This window comes from Pseudomonas rhodesiae (genome assembly GCF_013285305.1).
Taxonomy (GTDB): domain Bacteria; phylum Pseudomonadota; class Gammaproteobacteria; order Pseudomonadales; family Pseudomonadaceae; genus Aquipseudomonas; species Aquipseudomonas rhodesiae.
On the sequence record NZ_CP054205.1, the window covers coordinates 2,861,391 to 2,872,012 of the forward strand.

At 56.6% G+C, this 10,622-nt stretch carries 16 protein-coding genes and 1 pseudogene; 5 read left to right on the plus strand and 12 right to left on the minus strand.

The window, feature by feature from the left end; translation table 11 throughout:
• Window positions 1-188: 188 nt before the first annotated feature.
• The 6 genes from HRH33_RS12835 to HRH33_RS12860 form a co-directional block, all read right to left on the minus strand.
• Window positions 189-1,775, minus strand: coding sequence for an ABC-F family ATPase (locus tag HRH33_RS12835; protein WP_080758731.1), 1,587 nt, complete (start codon window positions 1,773-1,775; stop codon window positions 189-191).
• Between the two features lie 20 nt (window positions 1,776-1,795).
• Entirely contained in the window at window positions 1,796-2,989 is a 1,194-nt protein-coding gene (locus HRH33_RS12840) for a tyrosine-type recombinase/integrase (RefSeq protein WP_173603456.1), read from the minus strand.
• A gap of 187 nt (window positions 2,990-3,176) precedes the next feature.
• Window positions 3,177-3,398 (minus strand): hypothetical protein, encoded by a 222-nt coding sequence (locus tag HRH33_RS12845; protein ID WP_173603457.1) that lies wholly within the window; start codon window positions 3,396-3,398, stop codon window positions 3,177-3,179.
• Between the two features lie 545 nt (window positions 3,399-3,943).
• Window positions 3,944-4,300 (minus strand): helix-turn-helix domain-containing protein, encoded by a 357-nt coding sequence (locus tag HRH33_RS12850; protein ID WP_173603458.1) that lies wholly within the window; start codon window positions 4,298-4,300, stop codon window positions 3,944-3,946.
• Window positions 4,297-4,962 (minus strand): hypothetical protein, encoded by a 666-nt coding sequence (locus HRH33_RS12855; RefSeq protein ID WP_173603459.1) that lies wholly within the window; start codon window positions 4,960-4,962, stop codon window positions 4,297-4,299. The genes HRH33_RS12850 and HRH33_RS12855 overlap by 4 nt, the downstream gene beginning before the upstream one ends.
• Window positions 4,959-5,288: a hypothetical protein gene (locus HRH33_RS12860; protein ID WP_173603460.1), complete on the minus strand. Its 330-nt coding sequence runs from the start codon at window positions 5,286-5,288 to the stop codon at window positions 4,959-4,961. Before HRH33_RS12860 ends, HRH33_RS12855 begins: the two co-directional genes overlap by 4 nt.
• A gap of 112 nt (window positions 5,289-5,400) precedes the next feature.
• On the opposite strand from HRH33_RS12860, the gene HRH33_RS12865 reads away from it, so the two are divergent.
• Complete coding sequence (locus tag HRH33_RS12865) at window positions 5,401-6,054, plus strand: hypothetical protein (protein ID WP_123479004.1); 654 nt, start codon at window positions 5,401-5,403, stop codon at window positions 6,052-6,054.
• Window positions 6,055-6,116: 62 nt separating this feature from the next.
• Here the strand turns inward: HRH33_RS12865 and HRH33_RS12870 are convergent, their stop codons facing one another.
• Window positions 6,117-6,914, minus strand: a complete 798-nt coding sequence (locus HRH33_RS12870; RefSeq protein WP_173603461.1) for a DNA cytosine methyltransferase — start codon at window positions 6,912-6,914, stop codon at window positions 6,117-6,119.
• Between the two features lie 97 nt (window positions 6,915-7,011).
• Here HRH33_RS12870 and HRH33_RS12875 point away from each other — a divergent pair, with 97 nt between their 5' ends.
• Entirely contained in the window at window positions 7,012-7,221 is a 210-nt protein-coding gene (locus HRH33_RS12875) for a hypothetical protein (protein WP_173603462.1), read from the plus strand.
• Window positions 7,222-7,278: 57 nt separating this feature from the next.
• Here HRH33_RS12875 and HRH33_RS12880 read toward each other — a convergent pair.
• Window positions 7,279-7,449, minus strand: a pseudogene (locus tag HRH33_RS12880) (DUF2303 family protein); the annotation flags it as partial.
• Between the two features lie 78 nt (window positions 7,450-7,527).
• On the opposite strand from HRH33_RS12880, the gene HRH33_RS12885 reads away from it, so the two are divergent.
• Both HRH33_RS12885 and HRH33_RS12890 read left to right on the plus strand, forming a co-directional pair.
• Complete coding sequence (locus tag HRH33_RS12885) at window positions 7,528-7,893, plus strand: response regulator (protein ID WP_173603463.1); 366 nt, start codon at window positions 7,528-7,530, stop codon at window positions 7,891-7,893.
• A 132-nt stretch (window positions 7,894-8,025) separates the two neighbouring features.
• Window positions 8,026-8,238 (plus strand): hypothetical protein, encoded by a 213-nt coding sequence (locus tag HRH33_RS12890; protein ID WP_173603464.1) that lies wholly within the window; start codon window positions 8,026-8,028, stop codon window positions 8,236-8,238.
• A gap of 6 nt (window positions 8,239-8,244) precedes the next feature.
• On the opposite strand, the gene HRH33_RS12895 is transcribed toward HRH33_RS12890, so the two are convergent.
• Window positions 8,245-8,877, minus strand: coding sequence for a hypothetical protein (locus HRH33_RS12895; protein WP_173603465.1), 633 nt, complete (start codon window positions 8,875-8,877; stop codon window positions 8,245-8,247).
• 105 nt (window positions 8,878-8,982) lie between these two features.
• Between HRH33_RS12895 and HRH33_RS12900 the strand changes: the two genes are divergently transcribed.
• A complete protein-coding gene (locus HRH33_RS12900; RefSeq protein ID WP_173603466.1) occupies window positions 8,983-9,519 on the plus strand; it encodes an NYN domain-containing protein in 537 nt (178 codons plus the stop codon).
• Here the strand turns inward: HRH33_RS12900 and HRH33_RS12905 are convergent.
• The 3 genes from HRH33_RS12905 to HRH33_RS12915 form a co-directional block, all read right to left on the minus strand.
• On the minus strand, window positions 9,511-9,843 hold the full coding sequence (locus HRH33_RS12905) for a hypothetical protein (RefSeq protein WP_173603467.1): 333 nt from the start codon (window positions 9,841-9,843) through the stop codon (window positions 9,511-9,513). The genes HRH33_RS12900 and HRH33_RS12905 overlap by 9 nt on opposite strands.
• Before the next feature lie 69 nt (window positions 9,844-9,912).
• Window positions 9,913-10,383, minus strand: a complete 471-nt coding sequence (locus HRH33_RS12910) for a hypothetical protein (protein ID WP_034097465.1) — start codon at window positions 10,381-10,383, stop codon at window positions 9,913-9,915.
• Window positions 10,380-10,622 (minus strand): hypothetical protein, encoded by a 243-nt coding sequence (locus tag HRH33_RS12915; RefSeq protein WP_173603468.1) that lies wholly within the window; start codon window positions 10,620-10,622, stop codon window positions 10,380-10,382. Before HRH33_RS12915 ends, HRH33_RS12910 begins: the two co-directional genes overlap by 4 nt.

Genomic DNA, 10,622 nt, shown 5'->3' on the forward strand with positions numbered 1-10,622 from the left:
GACTCGTTCGCGGGCGGGCGGTGCGCCCATCATGGCAAGGGCTTGGGGGAAAAGGAAGCAGGCTAACGATTAATGTGGGTATTCCATCGTATGCAAAAAGCCCCATCACATTGGACGGGGCTCTATCTTGCAGCTTGCAGCTTGCAGCTTGCAGCTTGCAGCTTGCAGCTGACAGCAGACCGCTCCCCTTAAAACACCACACCCTGGCTGCGCAGGTAGTCATCATAGGTGCCGCTGAAGTCGATCACGCCGTTGGCGCTCAACTCGATGATGCGAGTGGCCAGGGACGATACGAACTCACGGTCGTGGCTGACGAAAATCAGCGTGCCCGGGTAGTTCTCCAGCGCCAGGTTCAGCGCCTCGATGGATTCCATGTCCAAGTGGTTGGTCGGTTCGTCCATGATCAGCACGTTCGGCTTTTGCAGGATCAGCTTGCCGAACAGCATGCGGCCTTGCTCACCGCCGGAGATCACTTTGACCGACTTCTGGATTTCATCGTTGGAGAACAGCATGCGACCCAGGGTGCCACGGATCATCTGCTCGCCTTGGGTCCACTGACCCATCCAGTCGAACAGCGTGACGTCGTCTTCGAAGTCGTGGGCGTGGTCCTGGGCGTAGTAGCCCAGTTCTGCGGCGTCGGTCCACTTGATGCTGCCGGCATCCGGCGTCAGTTCGTTGACCAGGGTGCGCAGCAGGGTGGTCTTACCGATACCGTTCGGGCCGATGATCGCCACGCGCTCGCCGGCTTCGATCTGGAAGCTGAAGTCCTTGAACAATGGCTTGCCGTCGAAACCCTTGGCCATGTGCTCGACGATGACTGCCTGACGGTGCAGCTTTTTGGTCTGTTCGAAACGGATGAACGGGCTCACACGGCTCGAAGGCTTGACCTCGGCCAGTTGGATCTTGTCGATCGCCTTGGCGCGGGAAGTGGCCTGCTTGGCTTTCGAGGCGTTCGCCGAGAAACGGCTGACGAAGGATTGCAGTTCGGAGATCTGCGCTTTCTTCTTGGCGTTGTCCGAAAGCAGTTGCTCGCGGGACTGGGTCGCCACGGTCATGTACTCGTCGTAGTTGCCCGGGAACAGGCGCAGCTCGCCGTAGTCCAGGTCAGCCATGTGGGTGCACACGCTGTTCAGGAAGTGACGGTCGTGAGAGATGATGATCATCAGGCTGGAGCGCTGGGTCAGGATGTTTTCCAGCCAGCGGATAGTGTTGATGTCCAGGTGGTTGGTCGGTTCGTCGAGCAGTAGCACTTCAGGATCGGAGAACAATGCCTGGGCCAACAGCACGCGCAGTTTCCAGCCAGGGGACACTTCGCTCATCGGGCCGAAATGCTGCTCCAGGGGAATACCCAGGCCCAGCAGTAGCTCACCGGCGCGGGATTCGGCGGTGTAGCCGTCCATCTCGGCGAATTCGGTTTCCAGCTCGGCCACGGCCATGCCGTCTTCTTCGCTCATTTCAGGCAGCGAGTAGATGCGGTCGCGTTCGGCCTTGACCTTCCACAGCTCCTCGTGGCCCATGATCACGGTGTCGAGCACGGTGAATTCTTCGTAGGCGAACTGGTCCTGGCGCAATTTACCCAAACGTACGTTCGGCTCCAGCATGACCTGGCCACCGGACGGGTCGAGATCGCCACCGAGGATTTTCATGAAGGTCGACTTGCCGCACCCGTTGGCACCGATCAGACCATAACGGTTGCCGGCGCCGAACTTGACCGAGACGTTCTCAAAGAGCGGCTTGGCGCCGAACTGCATGGTGATGTTAGCTGTGGAGATCAATTACTTTACCTATCAATAGCTTAGGGTGCGCTTATTTGAACTGGGACCAATTTGGGACCAATCTGGAGCTTTTGCATTTCGCTCCAGTCCGAGCTTGAGTTGATCCAACGCGCATAAGTCGAGAGCAGCATCTGCACACTATGGCCGAGCTGCTGGGAGATGAAGGCGGGGTTCATGCCAGACATAATGCATATTGTCGCATAGGTGTGACGACAGTTGTATGGCGGCCGACGACGGATATTCAAAGCCTTCAGGGTCGGAATCCACTGCTTGTGCAGGTCGGATGTCTGTTTCACGTACTCCGAGTTCTTTGAAGGCGGGAATATGAAAGGCGTTTCCAGCACCTTGCCCTTGCCACTTTTCCGACGATTAGCGTACTCCCTGGCGAACTGCAGGGCGTGCATCGCTCGGTCATTCAACAGTACGAAACGGTCTGTACCAGTCTTCGTCCGCTCCACCACTTCCCCCAGAGCGATCCCTCGACAAACGTGGGCAGTCCTCTTCTCTTCGTCTACCGCATCCCAGCGCATCGCTAGAGCTTCGGATAGACGCATGCCGGTGAAAAACACAAACTCAAAAAATGCCGCATAGATCGTGCTGGGCCAATGATCATGCGCGTACATCTTCGCGATGATCTGATTTGCTTCTTCCAGGGTGAACGGGTCGATCTCTTTTTTGCTGCGCTTGGGCAACTCCAGAATAGCCGCCGGGTTCTTCGGAATCAGTTCCTCGGATACGGCTGAGTTCAGGATGGTGGAAAGCTTCGAGATGGCGTTGCGCTTCACTCCCGGCGACTTCCACTCGTTTGCCGCCATTATCCGGCGGAGCAGGGTGGTGGTGATCAGGTCAATCCGCACCAGGGCCAAGCCGGGCATCCAATAGCGGTTCAACGCGCCCTTGTAGTTTCCCTTCGTTCCAGCGACCACCTCACGACTGTCCAGCCAGAGCTGGGCATACTCGCCGAAGTTGATCTTCCCGCCAGCGACGTTGTTGGAACTAGGGAAAAGCTCGGCGTACTTGTCGTCGTCGAGCAACCCCAGCTTGATCAGCCCTTTTACTTGATCAACAACCTGTGAGGCAGACTTGATTCCTTTCGGTGTCGGGGGATAGGGGAGCGTTTCACTGCGCCGGCTGCCGTTCCACATAAAGCGGATGCGGATCGATCCGTGGTGGAGGTCCATTCCTGCGGGCAAACCCATTGGCTTTCGAGCCATTCGTAGTATCTCCTAATGCTGTACATAACGCGGCTGCCGTGCTTATTCCAGACGCCGAGGGGGATTTGGTTTCTGGCTCGCTTGGAGCGCAGGGCCGCTAGGGTGGTACCCAGGAGCTCGGCCATCTGCGCCTCGGGCACCTTGTCTCCGGTGATACCGTCGTTGAGCTGTTCTGCTGCTGTCATACCTACCTCCCGCCGGCCGCCGTGGGCCGCGCTTTCTTGATGATGTGAACGATCATGCCGAAGGTGAAAAGCATCCAGGCGCAAGTGCCGCCGAATGCGTAGAGAAGGTCGGACGTCTCTCCGTCCATGACCAGTTCGGGGGCGATCCAGAAGATCCAGCAGACGGTGCCGGACACGTACAGCGTTATGCCCACAATGAGCAGGGTGAGTTTTATTGCGAACATGCGAATACCTCGCCCGCCGCTCACCGGCAGGCATGTAGGGATATTTGGAATGCCGTGGGATTCCGCCAGCGCCGCAGAAAGTTCAACAAGATTGAGCTAAATCACTTATCTGCCTGGAAAGGGAGTACAAGTGGCGGATTCTCTAATGCGGATCGACATCATGTTTTTAAAGAAACGAGGGCGAGTGTTTTGGGATTGGTCTGATTGCGAGCTTCATTCTCGGTGTCACGATGGCCTACTTCCGGATGGGGGGCAGATTGACGTCCAAGTGCGCACCTCTCGAAGAGGTTTGGTTCAGCTGTTTGTGGGCGCATACAGCGCGAGCGGTGGCGTACTCTTTGAGGAGTACTACAAGGAACGCCAAGGGGAATCTATGACTTCAGCCCTGGCCTTCGGCGTGGCAAGGGCAGTGATGCTTACATCTGTGAAGCTTTCACCTATCCCTTCCACTAAACACTTTGGGATCTATCGCAACATTTGACTTCTTGCGCCTGCTCACTCCGGCACTTTCTAGGGGAAGACGTAGGCGAACCAGAGGGTGGCGATCATGGCGTCACCCTTTCAGCCGCCTGCAATTCAGCGTGGAGTTCGGCGGCCAGGCCAACCGGCCACCAGTAGCGCGCACGCTGATAATCGGGATAACTCTCTTCTCGAATCACCAGGCCTTTGCGCCGAAGGGCCTTGAAAATGCTCAGCACTGACGGCGCCGATACGCCGAGGCGGTGCGCAACCTGAAAGGTAAGTCCGCCCATGCCGAACACGCACGCCTGGTCGCCCAGTGCCAGCTTCTCGCAATCCTTCTGATGCAGGTACGGCTGGGTTTCTCGATAGAGGTGGGCGTTTTTCCGACCGATCTTGCGCAGCTCATGGAGTACGAGTTGCTGTTTCTCTGTGAGCTTCATGGCGTAACCCGCTTGAACTCGACCACCCAGACCCACGGATTGGCGGCCCAGGCTTGCGGCCCGTTGATGGTGTTCCATAAGTCACTGAATGCTTCTTTGGCGGTCGGCCATGGCGTAACGAGGTTTCCAGGGCCTTCTCGACTTACCCACGTATCGCTGCCGTCGCGCATCAGCCGCACGCCCTCGGCCTTGGCCTGCTCTTCGGTAATGCCCTGCAACCGCTCGACGCGCACATCGGTGATCTCCAGGAGGATGCGGCTTACCCAGCGAGGCATATGGATTGAAGGCCGAATTTTCCCTGGCTTCATCATCGCGCAACCGGTTTGCCGGAAGTCCCAATCTGCCGGGTAGCGGATAGGTTCGCCATGGCTCAGTTCCCGCGGCGCTACAGAATCCACCTGAGCGTCAGCTTGCCAAGCCTCGCGCACCCACAGCCGGTCACCGGGCTTGCCAAAGGGGCAGCAGCCGTTGACGAAGTGCTTGGTTACAGGACTACCGTAGCCGTCCTGGCCGTAGTTGGAGTTACCTACGCAGAAATTGCCACTTGCATCAATGTGCGGCTGAACTTTCACCGGTCGCCGCGTGACCGTCTTCCGGCCTTCCAGGATGGCGCGCACCATCGGCGCCGAGAACAGGATGGGGCGTTCTTTGATCTGGCTCACGGCGTCACCTCCCGGCGTGCCCACCAGCAGACAGGGCCGTCATCGGTGTCATGAATAGCCAGGCAGAACCAGCCTTCGCCATCAGGTCGATCAGGTTCCCAATAGCTGCAGTCCGGGTCGCCTGCTTCGAAATAGCGCTCAGAGACCGCTTCGTCGCTGTGGTATTCGAGGCTCACCATCTTCACCTGCAAGCCCTGTGTAGCGATCCAGGCCTTGCACTTATCACCGTCGCCCTCGTCGAAGTCGGGCATATCGGGGTGAGCAAACATGCCGTATTCATCGCGCACGACCGGGGCTGGCTGGATCAATATCATTTCTTCAGGCATGACTTCGTCCTTGCCGCTATAGCGGCTGACTTTGAAGGGGGGGGAGGTTTTTCTTTCAGGCTTTCAATTACGGAGTTACATTCGTAAATCCTAGAAAAAGGCTGGCCAAAAAATGGATGTAGAAGCGACAAATCTCGCGATCAAACGCGCCCAGCAAGTGCTCGATACGGCCTATTTTGGGCTTAAGGTTCTCAAAAGTGGCGACCCTTCAGAGCGATCAGCCGGCTTGAGAAACGTACTGGTTTTCGGACGATCTGTGACATTTGTTATACAAAATCTGCGATCCATTGTTGGTGAGTCGAGATTCAATAGCTGGTACGCACCCTTTCAAGATGAGATGCGTGCTGATCCTCTTATGCGTTACTTCGTAGATGCGAGGAACAACTTGGAGAAACAGGGGCGTTTAGACGTAGCTGTTTCTGGAACGATTCACAGCTTCAACAGTTATGACTTGGAAAAGCTGGAGAAGCCGCCCTTCGAATCCACATCTTTTTTCATGGGGGATCAGAACGGAGGATCTGGCTGGGAGATGGATTTGGGTAGTGGCGAGTCGGTCAAGTACTACATAAGCATCCCCAAATCCATTGGAGAGTTCCGTCAGGTGTTCCATAGCATGCCTGATAATATTCCACAGGAACTCAGAGAGCTAAGAACGGATGAGCTTTGCTCCATCTACCTTGAGAAATTATCGAAACTGCTTGCGGCGACCAAGAAAGAGTTTCTTTTAGGGCCTAAGGAACGACCGTACCTTCGGTTGGTTAAATAGCGGGATCACTGCACGCGATGGAATTGTTAGGCATTGCTCATACAGCCTCCCTCGCTACCAGATCAGTCGCCGTCGATCGATAGGAGGGAGAATGCTGTTGCTGCCACTCGCGGAACCTGTCCATTGCCAAGGGCTTTAATTCGGTCCAACCGGAAGGCCACCCCATCAGCCATTCGACCCACTCCGGGTTCAGTGGGCCACCGACCACTTGAGGTAGACACTCGCCTGATTTGCTGCCCGTCCTTTCCATGCGGCTTTTGCCTGGGTACCTGTAGTCGCGCCTTACAGGTGTCGGCCAAAGTTTGACTGCTGCGCTCAGACCCCATCCGGCGTTCTTGCTGCTGCCCGGCTGATTGCCATGTACCGTTATCGTGGGCCACAACCCAGCAACGTTCGCGCTGATGGGGCGCTCCGCAGTCGGATGCTGAAACAATGCACCACTGCGCGTCATACCCCATTTCGGCAAGGTCACCGAGGACCACGGCAAGTCCTCTTCCCACAAGCAAAGGTGAGTTTTCCACGTAGACGAATCGAGGTCGTACCTCGCCGACGATTCGCGCCATTTCACGCCAGAGTCCAGAGCGAGCACCATCGATGCCGTCGCCATTCCCGGCAGCTGATATGTCCTGACACGGGAATCCGCCAGAAACCACGTCAACAAGGCCTCGCCATGGCCTTCCGTCAAAACTGCACACGTCAGACCAAATCGGGAAAGCTGGGAGGGCTCCATCGTTTTGTCGTTGCGCCAGAACTTGTGCGGAGTAGGCATCACGCTCAACGGCGCAGACGGTGCGCCACCCGAGAAGGTGGCCGCCGAGTATTCCGCCACCAGAGCCTGCGAAAAGAGCCAGCTCATTCATTTATCCTCCGTGCAGCCGACTGCCTCGCCGGCTGGCGTGATTCGTTGATATGGGGTATTACGGGTGACCGGCATGGAGCCGGATCAAGGAGAAGCACATGCCTCAAGAAGCGAAGGTCGCTGCCCTCGAACACCTCGTTGTTGCACTTCTAAGTGAGATTCAGCGTCTTGGCGGCTCGCGAATTGAAAATATCTATGACGCGGCGCGCGCGTCGATCTTGGAGGGAAACTACCCGTCCGATGATGACAGTCGTTACGCCGCAAAAGGCGCACTCGAGGACATGGCGACACTCATCCCTGTCCGATGAGGTAATCCTCAGTTACTGAATGCAATGATTAGTTAGGCCGGTTTCCCGGCCTTAGCTTTACTTTGGATCGAACCCGCCCAGGGAAAGAGCAGCGGCATCGCCAATGTTTCGTTGCAGCACTGCTTTGAATTCCTGTGCGATATCTTCGCGCTGGACCTCTTCACCAACCCAGCGCAGCTTCAGAACTGGCTGCGAGCCGCTGGTAATGACCGACAGGCGCAGCGTGATTACTTGGTGAAAATGAGGGAACCCGCTGCTCGCCGCCGATTCATATGGGTATTCCATATAAAAAATCAGGAAGCGATCATGGAGAGAGTTGTTCTTGTTGTAGAGGATGAGCCCGTGCTTCTGGAGCTGGCCCAGGAGGTTCTGGATCTGGAGGGGCTTCAGACCATTGGCGCTCCAAACGCGGATAAGGCTCGGCTGATTTTGGAATCCACATCCAACGTTGGGCTAGTGATTACCGATATAAAGATGCCAGGGACAATCAATGGATTTGAATTGGCGTGGCTGATTTCTGAGCAATGGCCAGAGATTCCTGTCCTCGTAACATCAGGCCATCAGCGTGTTCGGGCAGACGAGCTTCCGCCAAATGCAAGATTTCTCCCAAAGCCTTGGCTGCTTGGTGATTTCATCGACCAGTCGGTTGCAATGCTTGGCGTTCAACCCTGAGCACACCGTAGCGCCTCCAGGATCGCTTACAAAAAGGCCTCCGTGTGGTCGGATAGGCCTAGCCGGCTGGCGTGATAGCTGGATATGGAGTATTACGGGTGACCGGCATGGAGCCGGATCAAGGAGGTATGTATGCGTGATGACAACTACGAAGCAGGCCTTCTCGAGCTTCAAATCGCAAAGGAGGAAGCTGAGGCGGCTGCGGAAGATTTCTACGATAAATACTGGCCGTTCCAGACTGACGAGATAGCCGCTCAGTACAGGGATCTGCAGTTCACGGCGGTTATCATGCTCGCCGAGTTTGAACAATTCGCTCAGCAAGGCAGCATTAAGCCAGCACGGTAACGCTCCTTAAGGTGTGTTGCTTGTTCCACAGTTCCGACAGTCTTCCCGATAGCGCTGGGCGTCGCTGATGAACCGGCCGCAGCCTTCACAATTGAACATCATCATTTTGGGTTTTTTCGGCTTGGCCAGTTTTATGCCGGTGCCTTGCAAGGCCTCCTTGATGTTCACGTCGTCGCGCTCAACCAGCCGGCGGGAGTGGGCGTCGATGTAGGTCTTGGGCCAGACCACCGCGCCTGATTGACCGAGCTTACCGATCCAGGTCACGGTGTGAGCTCTCGGCACCACTACAGCCTTGGAAAGGTCACTTGTGAACACGCCATCTTCGCAAAGCCAAATCAAGTTGTTTCCGTTCCAGCACTGCGGCTTCTGGATGTAGAACTCGGCTGCGTCGGGGTGCCGGTCTAGGGCCTCGCTCAAGGTGACATATTGGCAGTCGACACCGACACGAGCCCTGGCGTCTATATAGGCCTTGGGCCAAGGGATATCGGCGTCTCGGTGATCGCAAGCGCCGTCACGGGTGAACACCTGGGCCTTGGCCAAGTCGGTGACGTACCCAGAGCCACCGAAGCCCCAGAACGATAGCCCGTCGCCGACGTAGGCGTGGCTGCGGCTGTCTTGCAGGTAGAACTGGTCGTCCATGGATTATCTCCAGTCAGGCGCCGCCCTCCGGTGACCGGTAGTGGCAATTTGGTTTGGGTTGGGGTATTAGGGGTGACCGGCATGGAGCCGGATCAAGGAGCTGAAATGGCGAATCTCGTCTACGTTGACAATTCAAATGTTTGGATTGAAGGGAAACATGTTGCCGCTTACGCGAATGGACTTGCTCCAAGCGTGTGGGACGCTGTCACGAACAAAATTTGTGACAACAGCTGGAACATTGATTTTGGAAAGCTTTTTGCATTTGCTGGTGGCGATAAAGTCGACGTCAGGAAAGCCGCTCTGTTTGGGTCTCGCCCTCCTCAAAATGACTCCGTTTGGGATGCTGCACGTCGAAACGGATGGGATGTGAAGACTTACGATCGCAACGTTGCCAATCACGAAAAGAAAATCGATACGGATATCGTCGCTACGATGATCGAGGACTCGTTCCTAGTCCTCCAGCCTGGAGACGAAATAACGCTGGTCGCTGGTGATGCGGATTACGTTCCGGCTATTGAAAAGCTGAAGGCTCGGGGTATCGCAGTTCACGTTGTCTTCTGGAAACATGCCTCAAGAGAGCTTAAGCAAGTCGCTACCAAATTTATCGAACTCGACTCCTTTCTGGACCATCTTTCACGCTAAAAGCGGCTCTAGAAAATCATCGCCCGGGTCACGTCTTAGTTCAGCGATACTTTGATTGCGGAATTTCCGCGCCACGCTTTCGTTAATCACGATTTCGTGGCGCGGATACCGCAAGAAATTAATCAGCTCTTCGTCGCCCATCAAATCCATCTTCATGATGGCGATCTGCAGGACTTCGCTGATGATCGGCACCTGGCCGCGCAGCCGGATACGCTCCATAGCCTGCTCGATTCCAGGCCTGACCTTGTGCCGCAATTCCTTCTCGGCGACCGCCAGGCGCTTCTGCGCAGCCTTGGCCGATCTTTCCTGCACAGTCTTGGCCATGGCCTACCTCTTCTATTCCGCTGGCCGGCAGTGCGAGCCAGGTTTGACGTTTGCGTTGCTGGGTGCGGGCTATGCGGCGTATGAATCGACCTTCACCTGGTGCCAGGCGCCGACGGCTTCGAATATCCGCGCTGCGTGCGCCTCGTCCAGAGATATCGCTTCCGGGATGGCAATCCAGCCCGAAGCCACCATCTGGCTTTGATTGGCCTCGTCGCGCAGCCTCATGTAGCAATGCTCGATCACGTCTTCCAGGTGGTCGGAGAGGTAAACGCCATCGGGCGCCACCTCCACCGACTTGCTGTACCGGTCGCCGCGGGCGTCGATGCAAAGCGCGCTCAGGTAGATCGTCCACCGGTGGGGGATGCCGCAGACGGCCTGGCCAATCTTCCCCGGTGCGATGTTCTTCAGCGACTTGTAATTGATCATGCCCTGGCGGCCGCTGGGGTCGATGTTTACCACTGCGACGTGGTTGGCGGCCAGCAGCGACCGGCAGGAACGGGCGATGCGTGCCTGCAGATTATGCGGCTTGCGCTTGCTCATAATGCCTCCGCGAGTTTGCGCAGCGTCTTACGTTCTGCCGCTGTGATAGGCGGCTTGCGGCGCTTGAGGATGGTTTCGGGATCGATCTTGGTGGAGCGGGGCGGTGGCAGCGGTTTGCGTGGCGGGCTTGGCAACTGCGCGACTGTCCCGCCAGCGGCCAAGAACTCCGCCGTGCGCTCCGATATCGAGTAAGCGTCCTGACGGTGCTGCTCGACCAGGCTGAGGTGGTTGCTGATCAT

What these genes read in the sequence shown, in the direction of transcription:
- HRH33_RS12840 (WP_173603456.1), bottom strand. Translation starts at nt 2,989, where the DNA reads ATGGCTCGAAAGCCAATGGGTTTGCCCGCAGGAATGGACCTCCACCAC.
- HRH33_RS12845 (WP_173603457.1), bottom strand. Translation starts at nt 3,398, where the DNA reads ATGTTCGCAATAAAACTCACCCTGCTCATTGTGGGCATAACGCTGTAC.
- HRH33_RS12850 (WP_173603458.1), bottom strand. Translation starts at nt 4,300, where the DNA reads ATGAAGCTCACAGAGAAACAGCAACTCGTACTCCATGAGCTGCGCAAG.
- HRH33_RS12860 (WP_173603460.1), bottom strand. Translation starts at nt 5,288, where the DNA reads ATGCCTGAAGAAATGATATTGATCCAGCCAGCCCCGGTCGTGCGCGAT.
- HRH33_RS12865 (WP_123479004.1), top strand. Translation starts at nt 5,401, where the DNA reads ATGGATGTAGAAGCGACAAATCTCGCGATCAAACGCGCCCAGCAAGTG.
- HRH33_RS12870 (WP_173603461.1), bottom strand. Translation starts at nt 6,914, where the DNA reads ATGAATGAGCTGGCTCTTTTCGCAGGCTCTGGTGGCGGAATACTCGGC.
- HRH33_RS12875 (WP_173603462.1), top strand. Translation starts at nt 7,012, where the DNA reads ATGCCTCAAGAAGCGAAGGTCGCTGCCCTCGAACACCTCGTTGTTGCA.
- HRH33_RS12885 (WP_173603463.1), top strand. Translation starts at nt 7,528, where the DNA reads ATGGAGAGAGTTGTTCTTGTTGTAGAGGATGAGCCCGTGCTTCTGGAG.
- HRH33_RS12890 (WP_173603464.1), top strand. Translation starts at nt 8,026, where the DNA reads ATGCGTGATGACAACTACGAAGCAGGCCTTCTCGAGCTTCAAATCGCA.
- HRH33_RS12895 (WP_173603465.1), bottom strand. Translation starts at nt 8,877, where the DNA reads ATGGACGACCAGTTCTACCTGCAAGACAGCCGCAGCCACGCCTACGTC.
- HRH33_RS12900 (WP_173603466.1), top strand. Translation starts at nt 8,983, where the DNA reads ATGGCGAATCTCGTCTACGTTGACAATTCAAATGTTTGGATTGAAGGG.
- HRH33_RS12905 (WP_173603467.1), bottom strand. Translation starts at nt 9,843, where the DNA reads ATGGCCAAGACTGTGCAGGAAAGATCGGCCAAGGCTGCGCAGAAGCGC.
- HRH33_RS12910 (WP_034097465.1), bottom strand. Translation starts at nt 10,383, where the DNA reads ATGAGCAAGCGCAAGCCGCATAATCTGCAGGCACGCATCGCCCGTTCC.
- HRH33_RS12915 (WP_173603468.1), bottom strand. Translation starts at nt 10,622, where the DNA reads ATGATCAGCAACCACCTCAGCCTGGTCGAGCAGCACCGTCAGGACGCT.